At 65.5% G+C, this 19,494-nt stretch carries 21 protein-coding genes; 3 read left to right on the forward strand and 18 right to left on the reverse strand.

The genetic code is table 11. The features are described from left to right. Nucleotides 1-23 precede the first annotated feature (23 nt). Complete coding sequence (locus tag ACZZZM_RS13410) at nt 24-896, forward strand: helix-turn-helix domain-containing protein (RefSeq protein ID WP_463595585.1); 873 nt, start codon at nt 24-26, stop codon at nt 894-896. Nucleotides 897-1,105: 209 nt separating this feature from the next. Here the strand turns inward: ACZZZM_RS13410 and ACZZZM_RS13415 are convergent, their stop codons facing one another. Next, on the reverse strand, nt 1,106-2,335 hold the full coding sequence (locus ACZZZM_RS13415) for a tyrosine-type recombinase/integrase (RefSeq protein WP_463595586.1): 1,230 nt from the start codon (nt 2,333-2,335) through the stop codon (nt 1,106-1,108). Nucleotides 2,336-2,564: 229 nt separating this feature from the next. Here ACZZZM_RS13415 and ACZZZM_RS13420 point away from each other — a divergent pair, with 229 nt between their 5' ends. Both ACZZZM_RS13420 and ACZZZM_RS13425 read left to right on the forward strand, forming a co-directional pair. Then, nucleotides 2,565-3,083, forward strand: a complete 519-nt coding sequence (locus ACZZZM_RS13420; RefSeq protein ID WP_463595587.1) for a hypothetical protein — start codon at nt 2,565-2,567, stop codon at nt 3,081-3,083. 617 nt (nt 3,084-3,700) lie between these two features. After that, nucleotides 3,701-4,132 (forward strand): hypothetical protein, encoded by a 432-nt coding sequence (locus tag ACZZZM_RS13425; protein WP_463595588.1) that lies wholly within the window; start codon nt 3,701-3,703, stop codon nt 4,130-4,132. Here the strand turns inward: ACZZZM_RS13425 and ACZZZM_RS13430 are convergent. The 17 genes from ACZZZM_RS13430 to ACZZZM_RS13510 all read right to left on the reverse strand — a co-directional run bounded on the left by ACZZZM_RS13430 (nt 4,119) and on the right by ACZZZM_RS13510 (nt 19,421). Continuing rightward, the gene (locus ACZZZM_RS13430) at nt 4,119-4,430 is read right to left on the reverse strand and encodes a hypothetical protein (protein ID WP_463595589.1); all 312 of its coding nucleotides are present in this window, start codon (nt 4,428-4,430) and stop codon (nt 4,119-4,121) included. The genes ACZZZM_RS13425 and ACZZZM_RS13430 overlap by 14 nt on opposite strands. A 23-nt stretch (nt 4,431-4,453) precedes the next feature. Further along, nucleotides 4,454-4,936 (reverse strand): glycoside hydrolase family protein, encoded by a 483-nt coding sequence (locus tag ACZZZM_RS13435; protein WP_463595590.1) that lies wholly within the window; start codon nt 4,934-4,936, stop codon nt 4,454-4,456. Between the two features lie 126 nt (nt 4,937-5,062). Next, nucleotides 5,063-5,290, reverse strand: coding sequence for a hypothetical protein (locus tag ACZZZM_RS13440; RefSeq protein ID WP_463595591.1), 228 nt, complete (start codon nt 5,288-5,290; stop codon nt 5,063-5,065). Nucleotides 5,291-5,427: 137 nt separating this feature from the next. Then, nucleotides 5,428-7,872 carry a hypothetical protein gene (locus ACZZZM_RS13445; protein WP_463595592.1) on the reverse strand — a complete coding sequence of 815 codons (2,445 nt, stop codon included), beginning with the start codon at nt 7,870-7,872 and terminating at the stop codon, nt 5,428-5,430. A gap of 17 nt (nt 7,873-7,889) precedes the next feature. Beyond that, nucleotides 7,890-10,097 carry a Hint domain-containing protein gene (locus ACZZZM_RS13450; protein WP_463595593.1) on the reverse strand — a complete coding sequence of 736 codons (2,208 nt, stop codon included), beginning with the start codon at nt 10,095-10,097 and terminating at the stop codon, nt 7,890-7,892. Further along, nucleotides 10,090-10,437 carry a DUF6950 family protein gene (locus ACZZZM_RS13455; RefSeq protein ID WP_463595594.1) on the reverse strand — a complete coding sequence of 116 codons (348 nt, stop codon included), beginning with the start codon at nt 10,435-10,437 and terminating at the stop codon, nt 10,090-10,092. The genes ACZZZM_RS13450 and ACZZZM_RS13455 overlap by 8 nt, the downstream gene beginning before the upstream one ends. Continuing rightward, nucleotides 10,434-11,009 (reverse strand): hypothetical protein, encoded by a 576-nt coding sequence (locus tag ACZZZM_RS13460; protein WP_463595595.1) that lies wholly within the window; start codon nt 11,007-11,009, stop codon nt 10,434-10,436. The genes ACZZZM_RS13455 and ACZZZM_RS13460 overlap by 4 nt, the downstream gene beginning before the upstream one ends. Continuing rightward, nucleotides 11,006-11,713 (reverse strand): hypothetical protein, encoded by a 708-nt coding sequence (locus tag ACZZZM_RS13465; RefSeq protein ID WP_463595596.1) that lies wholly within the window; start codon nt 11,711-11,713, stop codon nt 11,006-11,008. Before ACZZZM_RS13465 ends, ACZZZM_RS13460 begins: the two co-directional genes overlap by 4 nt. A gap of 1 nt (nt 11,714) precedes the next feature. Next, nucleotides 11,715-14,810, reverse strand: coding sequence for a hypothetical protein (locus ACZZZM_RS13470; RefSeq protein WP_463595597.1), 3,096 nt, complete (start codon nt 14,808-14,810; stop codon nt 11,715-11,717). Nucleotides 14,811-14,971: 161 nt separating this feature from the next. Further along, nucleotides 14,972-15,388, reverse strand: a complete 417-nt coding sequence (locus tag ACZZZM_RS13475) for a hypothetical protein (protein ID WP_463595598.1) — start codon at nt 15,386-15,388, stop codon at nt 14,972-14,974. After that, nucleotides 15,385-15,810 (reverse strand): phage tail tube protein, encoded by a 426-nt coding sequence (locus ACZZZM_RS13480; RefSeq protein WP_463595599.1) that lies wholly within the window; start codon nt 15,808-15,810, stop codon nt 15,385-15,387. The genes ACZZZM_RS13475 and ACZZZM_RS13480 overlap by 4 nt, the downstream gene beginning before the upstream one ends. An 18-nt stretch (nt 15,811-15,828) precedes the next feature. Then, the gene (gp17, locus tag ACZZZM_RS13485) at nt 15,829-16,245 is read right to left on the reverse strand and encodes a tail completion protein gp17 (protein WP_463595600.1); all 417 of its coding nucleotides are present in this window, start codon (nt 16,243-16,245) and stop codon (nt 15,829-15,831) included. Then, nucleotides 16,242-16,769, reverse strand: coding sequence for a hypothetical protein (locus tag ACZZZM_RS13490; RefSeq protein ID WP_463595601.1), 528 nt, complete (start codon nt 16,767-16,769; stop codon nt 16,242-16,244). Before ACZZZM_RS13490 ends, gp17 begins: the two co-directional genes overlap by 4 nt. Continuing rightward, nucleotides 16,769-17,110, reverse strand: coding sequence for a head-tail adaptor protein (locus ACZZZM_RS13495; RefSeq protein WP_463595602.1), 342 nt, complete (start codon nt 17,108-17,110; stop codon nt 16,769-16,771). Before ACZZZM_RS13495 ends, ACZZZM_RS13490 begins: the two co-directional genes overlap by 1 nt. After that, nucleotides 17,107-17,646, reverse strand: a complete 540-nt coding sequence (locus tag ACZZZM_RS13500; RefSeq protein ID WP_463595603.1) for a head-tail connector protein — start codon at nt 17,644-17,646, stop codon at nt 17,107-17,109. Before ACZZZM_RS13500 ends, ACZZZM_RS13495 begins: the two co-directional genes overlap by 4 nt. Nucleotides 17,647-17,648: 2 nt before the next feature. Beyond that, nucleotides 17,649-18,050, reverse strand: a complete 402-nt coding sequence (locus ACZZZM_RS13505) for a hypothetical protein (protein WP_463595604.1) — start codon at nt 18,048-18,050, stop codon at nt 17,649-17,651. Between the two features lie 93 nt (nt 18,051-18,143). Next, complete coding sequence (locus ACZZZM_RS13510; protein WP_463595605.1) at nt 18,144-19,421, reverse strand: phage major capsid protein; 1,278 nt, start codon at nt 19,419-19,421, stop codon at nt 18,144-18,146. Between the last annotated feature and the right edge of the window lie 73 nt (nt 19,422-19,494).

Consider the following 19,494-nt stretch of genomic DNA (forward strand, 5'->3'; position numbering starts at 1 on the left):
CGCGCGATCGCGCAGGTGCGCGCATGACGGCGCGCTCCATTTCGCAGATGGTCAAGGCGGCCAGCGCCAGCCTGCAGGGCAAGACGCGCGGCCCGGATCACGATCCCGAGGGTAAGCGACGCGTCCCGCACCGCGACAGCTACGAAGTCGGCCGAGATCCGCGCGCCTCGCCTTGGCGCCGGATCGGCGACGGCAGTGTGCGCCAGGGCATCGCCTACCGCGAAGGCCTGGTCCAGACGGCGAAGGAACATTACCACGAGCTCTGGAAGGAGTATCCGCTCGCCGGCGTTCGCGATGCGCGGGCCCGCTATGCCGAACTGTCGGCGGAGCTCGAACGCTACGCCGCGGGCGAGCCATTCACGATCGGCCGACCCGCCATTGCCCGGCGCGAGCTGGGCCAAGTGACTGCCTATCTGAAGGAGGCAGACGCTAGACTCCGGCGCGTCGATATCACCGTGCTCGAGGCGCTCCTGAAGAACCTCGACTTTGCCACCGGCAAGCTCTTCCCGGCGATCGAGACAATCGCGGCTTGGGCGGGATGCCATCGCAACAGCGTCATCCGAGCACTCGATCGGCTCCGGCTCCATGGGTTCATCTCGTGGGTGCGCCGTACGATCCGGACCGGCAACGACAATCAGTTCGCGCCTCAGCGCGAGCAGACGAGCAACGCCTATTATTTCGATCATCGCGGCAAGATGAATAGGCGGGTGTTCGAAAGGTACTGGCAGATCGTCGTCAGCAAGCTGAAGAAGCTCGGGGCGATCCCAGCCGCCCTGCGCGCCGAAGGCCCCCGAGAGGCGCAGGATCCCGGCCTGAGGGCTGCCCTGGCGTCGATCGGCGAGGCAATCACCGCCCGCGACGCCGCCCCTCCCCTCTCTGAAAGCGCGAGTACATAGAATGTGCTCTGTCCGCCCTGAGAATATAAGGAAAAAGGAATTGACGCCCTAAGGGGCGCCAATGCGCCAGTCTGTTATTCCCCCATCGGCAAGGTCACGAACCTACACCCCCGGATAGCCAAGATGCGGCTGTCGGGACGGGGCGGCTTACGCCGCCCGTGGGTATGCGAGGGGGAAGAGCACGAACCGTGCCACGCTCTCGCAGCCGATCAATCCGCGGCACGGCCGCAAAGGATCTCGGCCCAGGCATCGAACAGTCGCCGGCGTCGCGCTAGCTGCTCGGATCGGTTGTACGCGCCTTCGGTCTCACCCTTCACGACGTGCGCGAGCGCTTCGTCGATCGCCTGCCGCTCGGCCGGGAGCCGCTCGTTGAGGATCGTCGAGAAGGTCGCCCGCCAGCCGTGCGGAACATGGCGGCCCTTGAAGCCCGCGCGCGCGATCAGGCCGCCGATCGCCGCCTCCCCTATTGGCCTCGATCCCCCGCGGCCGGGAAATACCATATCGTTGACGCCAACAATATGATCAGGCCTCACTGCGCGCGCTGCGCGCAGCACATCCACCGCGGCCGCCGAAAGCGGCACCAGGTGCGCGAAGCGCGCCTCGGCCTTCTTCGCCGCGGCCAGCTTCATGCGCGCCGCCGGCACGCGCCAGATCGGCGCCGGGCCGTCCAGATCCTCGATCTCTTCCCAGCGCGCGCCGCGCAGCGCCGCCGAGCGCACGGCCGTCAGCGCCAGGAATCGGTGGGCGAGTTTAATAATCGGGAGGGCATTTGAGGCGTCGGTCGCGTCGATCAGCTCGCGCGCCTCGCGCGAATCGACGATCGCCGGATGATTGCGCGCCGGCGGGCGCGGCTTCAGCTCCTCGTGCAGGTCCGTCGCCGGGATTTCGGTCACCAGCTTCTTGCGCTTCGCATAGGCGAAGATCCCGCCAAACCGCTGCGCCAGGCGGCGCGCCGTCTCGATGCAACCGCGATCCTCGACCGCGTGGAGGAGCTCGAGCAGCTGCTGCTCATCGATATCGGCGATGGCCAGCGCGCCGATCGCGGGGAACGCATCGCGCACCAGGCTCGATTCGACATCGGCCGCGTGCACCGCGGTCCACCGCGGCGCCCGCATCGCCCACCAGGCGCGCGCCACCGCCTCGAAGGTGTTGGCCTGCAACACCGTCACACCGCGCGATCGCCGACACGCGGCCGCGGGATCTACGCCGCCCCGCAGCTTCTCGCGCGCGGCATCACACCGGGCCCGGGCGTCGGCGAGCGAGATCTCGGGCCAGCTGCCCAGGACGAGCAGCTTCTCCTTGCCGCCGAAGCGATATTTGACGCGCAGCGACTTCAGGCCGGTCGGTGCAACGAAGAGGAAGAGCCCGCGCTCATCGGCCATTTTATAGGCGCGATCGCGCGGCCGCGCCGCCTTCACCGCGGCGTTCGTCAATGTCATACTCACCTCGAGGAGGGCCGCATGGGCGATTGGGCAATTAGGATCGCGATCTATTCAGCGATCGTGCTGGGCGCGGATCTGGCGATCGGAACCGCGGTGCGGCGATATCGCCGACGGCGAGATCGGGCATGACCCCAACTAGAACGCGTAGGAACTGGAGCGCACGGCCAGAAGCTTTCTCCTCGGCGTCGGAGGGCGTACAACCTCTTCGAGCTGGGGGAGCTAGAGGGTGGCCTGGAAAGAGATACTCGGTGTTGTAGGTGACCTCGGGCCGCTCTGCGTCGCGGTCGCCGTATTCGCGATGAACCGGGGTCAGAACCGTTGGATGAACACGGTGACGGCCAGGTCAGCTGCTATGGAGGATCAAAAGCTAAGGTTGGCTTTGCTCGACAGGCGCGTCGCTGCGATCGAGGCGGTCGACGCTGCCTCGTTGGCAATGAACGAGTCGACTCTCGATATCGATACTGTCTTCGACCTTGTGACCAAAGCTTTGGTGACAGCCGGGCTGGTGTTCGAGAGTGACGAAGCCGAGGCGGTCAGTGACGTCTCAATCGCCCTCCTCTATTGGGAAAGCCTGACGGATCAAATGAAGCAAGAGCGCGAGGCAGGGAAATCTTCAGAGGAAACCGCTATTGAACGCGAGAAGCTGGAGCGTGAAATCTGCGGCAGACTAGTTGGCTTGAGCTCAAGCCTGACAGCGGCATCGAGGATCAGCGTCGTTCCCCCTCTGGAGCTTAAGCGCCGCTAACGCGGCGGACATTCCCTCCGCCGTGCTCGCGACTAGAAACGGCGTAAAACCGCCGTTTCATCGCCTCTGTGCTTCGCGCGATACCCCGACCGATACCCCCAGCTGAATCAGCTGCGGGCGCGCTCTGGATGATGCCACTTCCCATCCTGCGGGTAGATCGGCGCAGCAAGGAGATTTCGTGCCCGCCTCGAAAGCTCGGTCGTCTTCGCTCTAGCTTCCGCCGCAGCCGCTTTGGCTAGCGCCGCCCGCACCTTTGCCAATTCGGCGCCATACTGATCGCTCGACATTGGCGGCGCATGCATCTGGGCGAATACGGCTTCACTTACCTAGATCGGTTGAATTAAAAAATGGGACGAGAGCTCACGCGCGGCTGGCGCCCGAAACCGGGTGCTTAGCCGCGCGTGAACCCGGAGGAAACGCGCCCTGCGTATTTCCCGAAGGTATTCTATTTCGCAGGACAGCCGGCAAATGCCGGTGCCCTCCAGGTTCGAACCGCGGCCACGGTGCTGACCCTACGGCTACGTCAGATCAGCCCCCGCCGCTATGCCACGCGGTCCCCGCTATCCACAAGCGTCCGCGCTTGCGTGCGATGTTCTGTGTGTGTTCTCACAGCGCGCATGCGCTTCAACACGATTTTCGACATCGACCGCGCCGGCTTCGACCTGCGGTTGTGGTGCTATCGCTGCTGCCGCGGTCTCACGATCGAGGGCATAATCTGGACGACCTTCAAGGAACGTGGCTGGTCGATGAAGTTCGATCAGGCGCGTGAGCGCTTCCCGTGCCGCCGCTGCGGCGCGCGGGATTGCTTGATCCTCCCGGCGAAGGCCTTGGGCACCCGGCCGAAGAGCAGCAAGGATATCGCCGTCGCGATGTTCTTTTCGTGCCGCTCGGTAGCCAAAGGGCACAGCCCGAGCAGGCAGCGCCGGGACGAGTTCGAGCTGCGCGGCGCCTATCCGCGCCCACTGATCGATTGGCGCATGGTGCGCCGGTGGAGCCTGCCGGCAGGTCGGCTGAGGCTCGTCCCGCGTCGTCGGCCTAGTCGGCGGTGACCGTCTCGAGCTTCATGAGCGCCGCGCCGATCTCCTCGATCTGCTCGATCGTGGTCACGGTCGAGCGCGCGCGTGCGAACGCCGCATCGAGCTTCGCGACGATCGCGTCGATGCGCGCGATCGCCGGCGCCGGCAGGATCGGCCGCGCGAAGTCGATAAAGGCCTTCGCCTGCGCATAGCGCTCCTCGGCCTGGTCGAGCGTCATTGTCGCCTTCACGGCGATCGCGCCGGAGGACTGGGGGGGCGTGCAGGCGGGAAGGCTCGCGGCAAGCGCGAGCGCAATGAGAATCTTCTTCATCGGCGTTCCTTCGTTGGGAGAGATCAGGCGCGGCCGCTGGTCATCATTGCCTCGAGGCGAAGGGCGCGCGCGCCAACCTGGCGGTGCCAGGCCGAGTTCTTCATGCCCGCGGCGGCATCGGCGAACCGCCCGCCCTTGATCATCGCGAGCGTGTTCTTGAATCCTAGGAGCCCCTGCAGCCCGAGATTGAAGCACATATTGAGCAGCACGCGCTGGCGAACGTCGTCCAGGCTGCGCCACCACGACAGGGTGCGATCGAGCCCGAGCTCGCATTGGAAGATATCGTGATCGAGCAGCTCGAAAGCCTGCTCGCGGGTGATGCCGCGCTTCACGCAGGAATCGACGGTGATTCCCAGCTGCTTCGCCTCGGCCAAGCGGATCCCCACATCGTCGAGATTGCGGCCGATGCCGATCGTACGCTTGCCAGCGGTGCAACGGTACACCTTCAGGCGAAGGCCTTCGTCGCGCTCGAGCTCAAGGCGCAGCTTCCCGCGGTCATAGGTCATCGCTTGCTCCTGGTGCGCTCGCGCCGCGGCCTAGGCGTGCGATCATCGTGAAAAAGAATGGCGCCGGCATCGACGCACGCCTGTTCGAGCAGGCTAGCGGCGATCCGCACTGCGAGCGCGCCGCGATTAGCGCGTGTCGCCATCGAACGGCTTCCCGGTGATCTTCATCGCAAGGGCCATCAGCGCGGCGGCGATGCCCTTGTCGACTTCGAGGCGATCCTTGTCGAACTGCATGCGCGTGGTCGCGGCGACGTTCCGATCGGCGCGATCGAGCTTGTCGCGGTACAGCAGCAGGCCGCACATGATGCCGCCAGGCCCAAGCGCTAGGAGGCTCTGGATAAGGCCAGCATCCATAGGTTTTACTCCATTGCGCCGGCGGCTCGCCGGCGGATCGCGGACGGGTCAGCCCCAGGTGAGTTTGAATTTTACGTCGGCCCCGGCGGTGCCGCTCGCCAGCACGCCGTTGGCGGTCACCGACTTCGAGATCATCGTCACGCGTCGCGCTGGTTCATGCCGAGCGTGTAAAAGAACTGCACCGACCAGTTCCAAAGCGGATAGGGCTTGCCCACCAGCGCCGCGATATTGGCCGCGGCGTACATTCCCCGGCTCGGCACATATTCATATTTGTCGGTCGCCACCCGCGGGTCACTGTCGCGGACCATGCCGTAGCCTTGGCTGGTGAGCCAACCGGCATACCAGATCCTGACATCGTCATCTTCGCCCGCCAGCTCGCGCACCAGTCCAATGCGGATCACCGTGTCGGCGACGATCTGAACCGACGCGATCGCGACTGCGCCGGCGTCATCCTCGATGCGGAAACCCTTGGCCGCGAGCGTCTCGGTCGCGCTCAGCTTGTAGGGCGCGTCGAACACCAGCGGTGGGCAGGGCACATGATAGTCGATCAGGATGCTCTGGTTGTCGCTGCCGCGGCTGATCTTGATCGGGCGGAGCGGTTGCCAGTCGTGGCCGCCGGCGACGACGTGATCCCAGACTTTGGCCAGCTGATGGCCGAAGTGGCGGCTGCCGTTGCTGTCGAGATGCGTGGCCTTGTCGGTGACCGGGTAGACCGGCCCGGCCATCCACGCCGTATCGCTAGCCAGCGAATGATCGAGCAGCGCCATTGCAACATGCTGGCCCTTGACCCCGTTTGCATCCTCGTCGTGCGCAAACGACGGCGCCGGCTGATAGGTGAGTAGCGCGGGCGGCTTGGCCTGACCGCTCGCCGCGATCGCATCGGCCTGCATGTCGTTCACGATATCGGCGAAGGCCGCCTTGTAGAGCGGATAGGTTGCGTTCTCTGAGCCCTGGTCGAGATAGGCGTCGAACTCGCCCTGCATCCAAGCCAGGCCCGCCACCGTCCAGCTCGATGCGCCCGCGGCCGCGTCAACCTTGCTGAGCACGTCGGTATATTTGCCGTAAAACTCGGTGGTCCCCTCGGTGTGCGTCTTTGTGATCGCGCCGATCGTCTGCCCGCTGGTTGAAACGTTGACCGTCACGAAGCGGCGGGTCGTGTCGTTTTCGACGAACAGTCGATCGTTGAGCAACGCCTTGGCGCCGTTGACCCAGCCATGATTGGGCGGCTCGCCATAGGCAGGGGATCCCGGCGGCAGAGCCGCCTCCGCCGCAGCATTATATTCGGTCTGGTTGATTACCGTCTTCGCGACCAGCGGCTGGAACGTCGCCGATCCGCCGAAGACCTGATAGGTGTCGTCCTGCGGCACCCCGGGCAGGACATTGCTGCCGAGCGTCAGATTGCCAAGCTGGTTGGTGATCGAAAGCGCAGGCCACGTCTCCGCACCCGCGCCGAGCGACTGACCATTGACCACGAGCAGGTTATATTGCGCCGTCGGCCTTTGAACGGTCCGCACCGGTCGCGAATGCACCCGCGCCGTATAATCCTTGTTGAGGCGATCCGCCCCGCTGAACGCACCTGCACCGGCGACGCTATACTGGTAGCTCATCGCAGCCACCGCCAGCGAGCTATGGTCCGACGTGCCGAGGGCCGACCAGGCCGCATCTGCGGCGCCGTTCCGAAAAAACCCCCGCTCGAGCTTGGGCCCATTGGCCCCGCCTACTTCCCCGCCCTGGTTGCTGCCGATCGCAACGCGGGCGTTGCTTGCGTCGAAGGCGCGGACCCGCAGGTAGAACGCGCGTCCCAGCGTGTTCGGGGCCTGCCCCTCGGGCGAGAGCCAGCGGCAGGTCCCGAATTCCTCGGCGGGGAAACCGATATCGGCGACATCGATGCTCTGCCAGCTCGACCATTCCGCAACGTCCTCGGCCTGTTCCGGCGCCGCATCGCGGTCCTCGCTGTCGGCAGCGCGGCTAAACAGGCGGGCTTCGATGCGATCGACGTCGGCGGTGTAATACAGCCACGTCTTCACGCCCGCGAGCAACACTCCCTCGGGAACCGTGCCCGGGCTGCTCAGCCCGATCGCCCACTCGAAAAAGATCGGCGAGACGTAGTACGAAGAGTCATAGCGCGGCGTGCCAACCTCGATCGGCGTCCGCGACGTGATGTCCTGCAGGATCTGATCGTGGACGGTGATCGCAGCGGCATTGCTCGTAAGCTGCTCCACCGCCGCGGCGATGCTGGCCGCGGCCGCCTCGGCGTCGGCCAGATAGCCCGATGCAAGCCCCGCGATCGCGTCGTGAAGGATCGACGTATGCGTCCAAGATCCCGATCCCGAACCGCCAACTTTGATCGAGAGGTCGTTATACGCCTCGGTTGCGTCGGCATAGGTCCACGCGATTGTCCCCGCCGCATGCGCCAGATCGGCGTTGAGGTGCGCGCGGGTGTCCTTGAAAACCGAGACCATGCCGAGCACCAGCATCGAGATCGCCGAGTCGACTCGGCCCAAATTCTCGGCGAGCCATTTGCGCAGACCAGGCATGTCGACGTTGCGGCCATCCCGAAGGATGTCGGTCAGTTCGTTCATCGCTATTCCTTTGATCTTCAGGAGCCCAGATCGGGCTCGACTTGCTTGATGTTGTGCGAAAGCAGGCCGTTCGAGACGTAGGTGTGGGCTTGATCGACGGTGAGCTTCACGACGTTCGCGGGCGCAGCCGGCGTCCCGATCTGCCGCAGCGCGCGCCAGCCCTGGTTGAGCCAGATCATGTGATCGCCGGTCGCGCGAAGCGTTCGGCCGCGCACCGTCACCTCGAACACATCTCCGCTCGGCACGGTTTCGGCCGCGCTGACCGCGAACGCCCCCCACAGCATTGTGATCTCGTGCCGCGTCCACACCAGGTCGCCGATCGCGATCTCGCCCGCGGGCTTGCTCGATCCGTCGGCCATCAGGATCGGCGTGTCTTCGGTGACGCAATAGCCCCCGCCCCCGCCGCCGCCCGTCGTCGGCGGCTCGCCGGTACCGGGCACGTCGACGAAGCCGAAAGTGTGCCGGAAGGGGTTTGCGCTGCTGTTGAGGGCTTCCGAATAGGATTTCGTCGCCAGATAGGTCGGCGTCGCGTCGGCGAGCGTGTCGTCGTCGAAATAGACGTAATAGCGGGTGCCCAGATCGACGCCGGTGATCGTGCCCCCGGCTCGATCGAGGTTGGTATCCTTGTTCGGATAGTCCCAACTGTGATCGGCGATCGTGATCGTGCCGGTCCCGTCGCCGGCATCTTCGCCGACGAGCAGGTCCGCGTCGGCCAACACATAGGCGTTGCGGATGATCGTCGAGATCTCCGAGCTCGGCGTCACTTCGTCAGCCACGGCGGGCGCCGCTACTCCAGATTTGGAGTGCTCCATCCCCGGGGCCCAATGATAGACTTCGCTATTCTCTTCGCGGAGGCCGAGCTTGATGTTGAAGTCTGATGTCAGATCCCACGAATCGACGACGAATGCGTAGTTGCTCAGCGCGTAGCGCGCCGTCGCCAACTGGACGGTCTGCATCGCCTGCAATTCGAGACCGGCGATATTCATGGGCCAGGTCACCCGCTTCTCGCATTGCGCTCGGCGCAGCATGATCTCGAGGATCCTCTGTCCGCGCGTGTGGCTGGTGACGTGGGCCAGATCGGCGTCGGCCTGGCGAATGTCGGTAGAGACGATCGACCGTGCCGGCACCGGCTGGGGCTGATACCCTGATGCGGGATCGATGAAGGTGCCGCTGATCTCCGTCGCATAGCGTTGAGGATCGTCGAGCAGGGGAACGCTGATGCCTCCCGCCAGATCCTGCTCGAGCAAAGTTGCCGAAGGCGGCACCCAATAACCCGGGCGCAGCATGAAGACCCCTCCCGGCGCCGCGAACGTCCCCGCACAGCAGGTCTGGAAGGTTTCGCGGATCTTGCTCGGCTCGGCACCGGTCTCGATCAGCGCGTCATAGGTATAGCGCTTCTCCGTCCCGCCGCCCGCCAGCGGCACGTCCTCGTCGCAGACGTTCGTCCAGGCCGAAAGCATGTCGTCGTCGGGGATCTCGTCGGCGACTGCGCCGAAACCGCCTTCCTCGCGCGGCAGCTGCATCCACCAGTAGAACGCCGGCGTCGCTAGATTGGTGTAGCCCGTCGAGCCGTCGCGCGGGTCGCGGATCTCATCGGCCCCTTCGACCTCGGCCGAGATGCTCGGCATGCCCGCTTCGACAACGGCATCGGTCAGCTTGAATTTGGCGTAGATCTTCGCGACGTCGTAACCGACATGCTCGACGGTCCACTTTCCGCCGGTCTCCGATCGCCAGCCCGCCGGCGTCTCGTCAATGTCGCCGCGGCCGCGGCCGAACCACAGCCAGGCATTGTTCGCATATTTGCCCGAGGTGACCTTCCCGGATCCATCGACCGAGACGACTTCGTCGCCCAGATACCAGCGCACCACGCCCTTGCAGCGATGCCCGGCCGAGGCAAAGATGAAGTAGCGAAAATGATCTTTCCCCGATTTGCGCGGGTGAAAGAACACCATTAGCCCGCCCACACGCCGCTTGCCGATCACAATCCAGCTATTGCTGATCGATTGGCGAAAATTGATTGGTGGGGGCTGGGCCGCTCGCGGCTTCCCGGCGATCGCCATCATCGCTAGACCCGCAACGAGCGAAAGCCCTACTGACACCAGTGCGGTCGCAACGGCCACGCTCGTGCCCAAGAATGCCGCTACCGCGGGCGCGAGATAGGGCGCCAGCAGCGAAATGCCGACCGCAACCGCAATACTCGCTATCGCGCCAACGACCTTACCCATGCGCCGTCCACCCCGTCACTCGCCAAGCGGCGTCTATCTCGGCCATCGGCAGCATCACGCCCCCGAAGAACTCGGCCAGCTCGCCGCGGCAGATGCCCATCACCCAGCCCTTCCGGACCACATCGCCGCGCCGGCACTGCCGCCTGTCGATCGCCGGGCCATGAACCGCGGAAACGACTCCATGCAGGTCGCGCACGCCCAGCCGGCGCATCATCGCGCACCAGTCGCGCGGCCGCCTCGGTGACGGCCCGACGATCGCGCAGATGTCCCTGCCCGTCGCCTCCCTCACATTTGCCCGCCACAGATCCCCGCAATGCCGGTTCCAGTCGGGATCGATCACAGCGAGGACTGGCTGGCCTTCGCCCACAGGATCGAGATCTCAGCCATGCGCGGCACGAATTCGAAGAATCGGTCGCCGGGCCGCTTCCGCTGCTGCCATGCATCGGTGAAGCGCTTGATCGCCGGCCGGCGCTGGTCGATCATTCGGCTCTCGCCGCCGGCGGCCACCGAAAGCGTATCGCCGGTATCGCTAATCACATAGGTCTGCAGAGTGCCTTTCCAGACGCGCTTGAAGCCGCGCACCGCGCGAAATGTCTCGTCCAGAGCACCGATGTGCAGCGAGTAGCCGCACCCGCGCACGGCCTGGTCGGCCAGATCGCCTTCGAATTCGCTTGGAACCCCGTTGAGCGTGGCCTTCACGCCCGCGGCCGATCCGCTGGTCGTTTCCCCGATCGTGTCGATCGAGGCGATGCCGTGCACCCCGGTCCAGGTGATGCCGTCGAAAGCGATCGAGCCCTTGCCGGTCCAGGCATAGACCGGATCGGGTGTATCGATCCGGATTGCCAGGAAGGGCCGGAGCGCCGGCGCCGCGATCTCGTCTGCGAGCTCCGGCGGCAGATCCCGGCCGCTCACGACAGATCCTCGGCAAAGTCGAGCGAATAGATCACGGCCTCGCCCACGACTTCCTCGGCTGCGCCCGCGTCTTCGTTCGTCAGCGTGAACGGCGAGGTCGGCCGCATCGTGATCGCCATGCCGGGCAGCAGGTCGATCGCAAGCGGCGGATCGAAGGTGACGGCCGCGCGGCCATCCACGTCGGCGGTGGCATCGTCGTGGATCATGTGCGTGCGCCCGTCGCCGCCGAAATAGTCGCCGATGTTGAAGACGCGTTCGCCGGGCACGAAACCGGCGAATACGATGGTCCTCGCGCCTGCGGCCGCAAATTCGTTCAAGGGCTCTGCCTCGGCCGGAATGATGAACCGCTCGCCCAGACCGAAAGTCTCGCCCCCGCCGAACGTGTAGGTCTGCCCGGCGAACTGGCGGTAATAGCGGCGCAGCCCGACCGGATAGGGGCGGCGAAAATCCCAGAGCCGGATCCGGTTGAGACCGCCGTTCATGCGAATGATCAGGCTGTCGAGCTGCGGCGGGATCAGCGCTTTAGGCCCGCCAAATTCCACCGCTACGCCGCGCACCGAGATCCGGCACATCCATTGCGGCGCCGAGAGGCCATAGCGCTTGCGGGTGCGCGTCAGCGGGCTTTCGGCTCCGCCGACATGCGGCTTCAGGTAATGCGTCATCCGAAAAGGCGAGAGGCCCACAGGCCATTCGAGATCAGCCAAGCTAAGCTCCTCGCCTGTTCGCTTCGGCCACCGCATTGAGCGTGGCGACGTGCACGGCCTCCGCCACGCGGGCGACTTCGCTGCGCGTGGCAAGATCAACGCTGCCGGCGATCGTGACGCTCTGCTTCACTTCGATCGTGTTCCCGCCCTGCGCTCTCGGATGGAGGTCGCCAACAGATGAGATGCTCGGGATCCTCGGCAGCTGCGGTGTGACCATACCGCCATCGGCCAGGCCCCGGAGCTGGCCCTTGTTCATGGCATCGATCAGCGGCCAGAACTGCCGCGTCGCCTCAGCCGTGACGATCGATTCGCCGTTCGAGACCAGGAGCGGGTCGCGCCCGTCGATCAGCGCCAATATGCCGTCCGACGTCCCGGTGCCCGGTCCGATGATCTTGCCGCCTCCGGCGCGCCGCGGAATCGCCCCCGCGCCGACGCCGGCGGCTGCAGCGCCGAGGCCGGTCTTGAGCAAGCCCGAGCCTGGCGTAACGGTGCCGATGCCCAGAAGGCTGAGGATCTGCAAAAAGCCTTGGTGCAGCGCTAGCCGCGCAAAGTCCGCGATCGCGCTTTCGACAAAGTCGCCGACGGCGCCTTCAAGCTTCAACAGGTTCGCGATCTCGCGATCGCCAGCTTCCTCCATCGCGCCAAAGCCGCGCACTGCGACATCCTCGAACGCGCCGTTGATGTCAGAAGTCGATTCGAGCAGCTGATCTCGGTAGCGCTCCAGATGCCCGCTGAACTGCCGGTCCGTTTGCTCGCGCTCAAGCCCTTCGATCTGCGGCAGGCGCTTGAGCTCGGCCGACGCGTGATCGCGCTCCGCCTTCTCCTTGGCGTTGTCCCTGATATTCTCCAGGGCCTGGCGCCGCGCTTTCTGCTCGAGCGCGAGGATTTCGAGCGCGAGGCGGTGCCGGTCCGAAGTCGTGACGGCCAGGCCTTCCTGCAGCCGCAGCACTGATATCTGCCCGCGCAATTCGTCGCCGGCCATTTCGCGGCGGTCCTGCCATATCTCGACGACGGCATCGACGGCCTGTTCGCCGGCCTCTGCCGCCTTCTTCATGCGATCCTGCCAGGCGGAATCGATCAGCGCGGCCCGCGTGGCCTCGGTGGCGTTGCGGAGCACATCCGCTTGTTCTTTCTTCAGCTTCCCCTGCTGCTCGAGCAGATTAAACCGCTCGACCCGCGACGCGGCCTCGGCATCGATCTCTTCGAGTGAGAGCCGATACTTCGCCTCTTCGGTCGAAGCGCTGCTCTCCAAAGCGTCCAGCAGGCGCTTCTTGGCCTGCCGAGCTTCGTTGACGTAGCTGATCTCTTCACCCAACTCGCGGTTGCGCGCCGCCTCCTGCGATCGCCCGACCTCGTCGGGGCTCCGCTGCGTCTTGTTAAACGCGACGTGGAAATGGTCGTTGTGATCCTTGTCGCCGGGCCCGAGCAATTGCCGGATCGAGATGCCTTGGCCTTCCAGATATGCGCGGATCTCGGCCTTGGTCGTCGAGCCCATGCCGCCCTTCGGCACGAAGTCCACGGCCTGAGCGCGATAATGGTCCGATCCCTTGACGTGCTTACCGCCCGTGGTCGACGTGATCGTACCGCCGAACTTGTCCTCGAGAAGCTTGCCGACCGAGCGAGGGGTGACGCTCCCACGCGCGACCGAGGCCTCAGCCTGCTCCCGCTTCTGGATGTTCTCGAGCTCTTTTTTCTTCAGTATCTCAAGATTAGCAATGCGACGGGCGAGCGCGGCATCATCCACCTGCTGTCCGCGGCGCGCCGCAAGCGTCGCAGCAGCATTCTCGGCATCGATTAGATCCTGGTATTTACCTTCGGTCGCTTTGCGCTCGTCGCTCAGCTCCGCCGCGCGCGTTTGTGCCAGAGCGATCTTTGAAAGTTGAACCCCTGTCTTTGCCCTTGCGAGCAACGTTTCGGCGTCGGCAACCTCCCTTTTCAGCGCTTCGACTTCGGCCCGAGCCTTCCCGACTTCGGCGAGCACGCCGGGGGCGGCGTCAGGGTTCGCCAGAGAGCCGCTGCCAGTTTGTGCCTTAGCGAGACGGGCTTCGGCCGCTGCGAGCTTCCGACGCGCGAGCTCCACCCCGCTTTCGCCGTTGATCACGCCTTGCTGGGCGGTGCGTAGGTTCTGCTGATCGGCCTGGCGCTGGCTTTTCAGCCCGCGCTCGATCTCCTCGTTCAGCTTACGCTGCGCCTCGATCTGACCCTCAAGGGTGCGTGTGAAGATCCGGCGCGCTGCGTCCGAGATGCGGGTGGCCTCGGCGTCCTTCTTGAGCTTGTCGATGCCCTCTTGGAGTGCGTCGTTCTGCTCGAAAAGCTTGGCCACGAATGGCGTAGCGGCGACCAGCAAAGCGGCGAAGGTCGGGAGCGCCAGGCTCATCGCGCCGGACATCAGCTTGGATTCGCCGGCGATCAGCTGGATCGCCTGCAGCACCTGCCCCGATTGCTGCGCGAAGATGACTGCGGCGCTCGTCCCGGCCGCGAACTGCTGCGAGACGTCGCCCAGCTGAAACCCCAGCTGCTGCATGCCGGCTTTCGCCTGCCCGCTCATTTCGGTGACGCGCTTGCCGACAGGCACGATCGCACCCATCCGGCCTTCGACGGCCGTCAGCGTGTTCGCCTGCGCGCGCAGCGCGTTGGCATAGTCTTCGGATTCACGCGCCGCGACGATCGCCGCAGCCGCGTACTGCGTCAGTTCGGCGTTGCTGCTGCTCTGGGCCACTGCCTCGGCGCGTGCGGCGTCCGCCACCACGCGCATTGCCGCGGCGCGGTTTTCGGCCGCCGCTGCCGCCTCACGAGCTGCATTGGCGTTGAGGATCTGGAGCGCACCCGCACCGCTGTCCGCCGACAGCACTTGCTCGGCATTGCGGCGGATCTCGCGAAAGGCGTTCGAATAGTTCGCAGTGAGCTGCTTCGCCGCAGCGCCGGCATTGCCGGAGCCGAGGCTGACCAGGGATTGCTCGACCGCCTGCAGTTGGCGCTCGGCATTGCCCGCGAATTCGATCAGCGCGCTGCTGCCCGCCTTCAAATTCTGCTTTAGCGGATCGACGGTGCCCGAGACGTTGAGAAACAGTCCCTTGGGCGTGCTGGCTCGTGCCATCGGGCCTCCGTCGTTCGCTCAGGGGCGCGATGCGGCCTTCACGGCCCGCTCGCGCGCTTCGATCACTGCCCACACTTCGTGCGGGGTCGAGGACCAGAATTGGTCGGCCGACCAATGGAACGCGTCCATCATCATGCCGCTCATTTGCCGGTAGGGGAGCGTCAGCTCTCCGGGTTCTCCGCTACCGGCTTGCGTTCCCCCGAAGCCAATCTCCCGCCCGCAGCGGCATCGACCAGGACGAGCGTGAGGCGCGAAGTCACGGCAGGGATGCCCTGCTCGTAGATCAGCTCGCCGATGCGGTCCGCATCGACACGCTTTCCGAGGTCGCTGGTCGCGCCGGCGCGGATAAACTCCGCGGCGATGATCCCCAGCTGCTCGGCCGAGAGCCGGCCGACGTGACCGGCCCCAACCATCTCGAGCAAAGCGAGACCCGTCTTCTTTTCCGCGGCCTTGATCGCCTCATAGGACGGGCGCAGCAGATGGGACTTCCGGCCGAGGCGCAGTTGATCCTCGCCCCGCTCCTCGTTGGCGAGGGCGTCACTGCCCTCGCCAACGAGGCCCCCGGCGACATCGCTCACGCGCTGGCGCCGAGATCGTCAGTGGTGGGCGCGGCCGCGGCAACCAGGTCGAACGACCAGCTCACCGGAGCATCCTTGGGGCCGTCGAGCTTCTGGTTGCCGATCGCCATTTTGCCGGCGTATTTCACGACCGCGCCCTTCAGCAGCTTGAAGCTCGCCTCGGGCGGGAACGCTTTGGCTTTGTCGAACGCAAGCTCGAGCCCGTCATCGGGGAGCTTGGTGACGCCGCTGACGCTGATCGCGATCTTCTGCTTCCCGAAGGTCGCGGTGTCGTACATGCCGTCGTCCTTCGAGCTCGTGTCCATTTCCTTGGACGAGCGCGAGAAGCTCCAGGTGCCTTCGCCGCCGAGCGGCGCGAACACTTCCGGCCCCGCCCCGTCGCCGATGTGGAGCCGCCATTCCTTACCGTATTCCGTGCCCATATTTTCTCCTTTCCGGCCTCATGCCGGCTCTGCGTAGATTTCGAATTCGAGGATGCCGGCATGCGTGATGCCGTCGCTGGCTGCCGCACTGGACGCGGAGCCGAGGAACGTGATCTCGCCAAACTCCACGCCCGCGATCACCGGTGTTGCGCCTTCGAGCGCCGCGACAGCCCTGTGCATCAGCGCGTGGAGCTCGGAGCGCTGCGTGCCGCGGTAAACCACCACGATCTGGACGCTCAGCAATTCCAGCTGCTCGTCTTTCCCGCCCTTATCCTCGCTGTCGATGTCGCCGAGCAGGACGAAGCGCTTGTCGCTCGTATCTCCGGGCTCGATTGGCGTCGGGTTGGTCGCAACCTCCACGTCGTCGTCCTGGATCGCGGCGTCGAGCAGCGCGAAAATGCCGTCGGAAGTCGGCGAGAGCAGATCGACCCTCATGCCCCAGCTCCCGATCGGGTGAGCACCTTGCTCCAATATTCGGAGAGGTGAAGCTCGGCGGCGTCCTGCAGCATCGGCTGCGCCACGAAGGGCCGCGCGGCCATCGCCGGCACTCGCATCTTGTAAGGCTTGCCTGCCAGAATCGTGCGGCGGGTGTTGCCGTTCTTGTTATTGCCCCGGAGCTTCCGGTTCTTGATGTGGCGCGTGACCATCACAGTCTGGGCCCGCCGCCCGCCTTCGACGAGGCGACCGACGAATACATTGCGCGAGCGCGAATTCGAGCGGCCAGTGCCACTCCGGAAGAGGCCGATCCGAACCTTCAGCCGATCGAGCAGCAGCTGCAACGACAACGCCGCCTTGAGCTCGCCCGTCGCCTCGGCCGCGTCACTCTTTTGAGCGGCCAGTACTTCCCGGCCGATAATCCCCATCTCAACCGCGAGCTCCTCGCGCGCGGCCTCCGGAAAGCCATCGAGAAGCGAAAGCGTGTCGGCGAGCCCATCGACCCGCGATTGCCGCCCTGCCATCAGCTGGTCTTCAACGCCCCACCGGTATTCGCCAGGATCACGAGCTGCTCGCGCTTGCCGTCCGGATCGATCGCCGAGGTGATATTGAGCTCGAGCGCCCCATGCTGGGCCTGGTCGCCGGTGAGGATGCCGTCCCGCCAACGAATGCGGATGCGGAAGAACGAGACGCCCTGAAGCACCCGGTCCATCACCGATTCGAGGCCGTTGATCCCGAGCACCTCCGCCCAGGGCTCGGCAATCGTCGCCCAGCTCAGGCTTCGGCCGCCTTTGGCGTCCTTCGTCGGCGTCGATCGGCGGATCTTGAGCTTGTGCTTCAGATCCTCGGTGCGGAGCGGCTTCACAGGCCGATCCGCTCGTTGACGATCAGCGGCTCGATCGAAACCGCCGTGTTGTCGTATTTGCCGCGCAGCAGCGCGTAGAGCGCCCAGACCAGGTTTCTCTTCACGTCGGCGCCCGCGGCGCCATGGCCGACCGTCATCGTGACCGCGATCGCGCCCTTCGCTGCGCGCGTCCAGGGCCAGCTCGCGCCGACCTTGAGCCGCACGCCCTGCTCCAGGCCCTCACCAAATAGCTCATAGACGTCGGCCGATAGCGTCTGCGTATCGCCGGCGGCATCCTGGTAGGTGATCCCGGTGACGGCCTGGATCGGCCCGACGTGGAAATGCTCAAGATCGCCGAAGCGATCGGCGAGCACTTTCACCGTCTGCGTGATAAGCCGTTGACCGGTTGCCCCCTCCAGATCCGCGATCGCCGCGGCCAACATCATCTGGACATCGGCATCGGAAGCATCGCCGTCGATCTTCAGGAACGCCTTGGCGGCCTCGAGCTCGATCGGCTCGGCCGCCGGCGGCATAATGACGATCGGCGAGCTCAGCATGATCAGCCGCGCGCCTGCTGTTCGAGCCAATCGAGCGGCTGATGCGCGAGCTCGGCACGAATGAGCCGCGATGCTTCCGTGGGAGTGCAACGATACGGCTGACGCGCGTTGACGTTGATCTCCGGACCGGAGAGGCTCGCGAGCATGCGGATCGTCGCCTTGCCGTCCGCGTCGATTACAAGATCGGGCAGGACCTCGTAATTCTCGGCCAATGGCGCTTCGATCACCGCCGGGGCCGGTGTGGGCTCGACCGCGGGCTCGACCGCTGCAACCGGCTCGGTCACGATCGGCTCCACCGTGGCGACTGGATCGGTCACGGCGGGCCCGCCCGCTGGGGGCGGGGCGGGCTTGGACGCGGCAGGCTTCGCGGCGCGCTTCGGTGCCGCAGTGCTCTTCTTGGACATCGGGCTTCTCCTCTGCAGGAGGCAGGCGCACCTGCCCCTTGCAGAAGAGGCGGATCCTCGCGGACCCGCCTCCCATGCTGAAATCGCTACAGCTTACGCTGCGGCGGTGATCAGGTGCTTGACTGCGGCGGTGTTGCCGAGCTCGCCATCGAAGCGGATGAGGCCCGCCATGCCGAGATCCGGCCAGAAGCGCTCGCGCAGCACGCCGATGACCGGCGAACCGACCTTGCGGACGTAATACTGGGCGAAATCGCCGAACAGCATGACCTTCTTCGCTGCCGCCAGCGAGTCCAGGCCCTGGTTGATGTGATAGCGGCGCCCGCTGATCGTAGCCGGCACGCCCTGCTGCACGTTCCCGGCCTGCCAGATGTAGCGGTTCTCACTGTCCTTCAGCTTCCGCACCGCGAGCAGCGTGGAGTCGTTGAACATGAAAGCGCACTTCGCGCTGGCGCGGTAGGCCGGATCGACCGAGTGCTCGAGATGCATGATCTCGTCGAACGTGAGCGCCGCCGTGGCAGCCGCGGTATGCCCGAGAGCGGAAGCGGTGGCGACACCGTTCGGGTCGCCGACGCCGTCGCCCGTGGTCAGCTCGCGATTGGCGATGCGCCCGAGGCGCTCGCCGAGCAGCCCACCGATCAGGCTTTCGACGTTGAACGCCGAATCCGCGAGCAGCTCCATCGAGATGCGCAGGAATTCGGTGTCGAAGATATAAGCGTCGAGCGACTTCTGCCCGAACACCACGTCTTCGCCGCCATCGTCGGTGATCGCCCCGCCTTCGTCGCGGCGGGCGCCCGACTTGCCAGTGTCATCGACGGTCGGGATCTTGAAGCCGTTGCCGCCCGAGGTGGTGATGTCGGTGACGATGTCGCCATCATACATCGGGCCGGTGAGCTTCATCGATTTGATGATGAAGGTGGCGAGCTCGGTGGGCACCGTGAAGCCGCCGGCCGTGGTCGTGCCGGCGCTCTGCATGCGCTGCTGCATATCGGCGTCGGTGTTAGCGCCGGCGCGCAGGATCGAGCGCTCTTCCTGGCTGAGCGCGCTCGGATCGCCGCCAACCGCCAGCATCTTGTAGAAAGCCGAGCGATAGGTGATCGCGCCGTCCTGCTCCTGGCGCTGTTCGCCATTGGTATCCGGGCCGATCGGGCGTCCAGCGGCAGCGCGCTGCTCGAGAGCGGCCTCGGCGGCTGCGACGCGCTCTTCGCGCTTGATCTTGGCGTCGAGCGCATCGAGCTCGGCCATGATCGCGTCGTGGCGATCCTCGAGTTCCTTGGTGCGGGCCTCGTCGGTGTTCTTGTTGATCTCACCGAGCGCGGCGCGCGCGTCCGCGACGAGCTTGTCGCGCTTTTCCTGCAATTCCTTGAGCGTCATGGTGCCTCCTGGGCATAGAAAAGCCCGCCGGAGCGGGCGACCAGGGCGGGCAGCTGCTGCTGGCCTGCCACCT

The organism is Sphingomonas sp. AC522, from assembly GCF_979258125.1.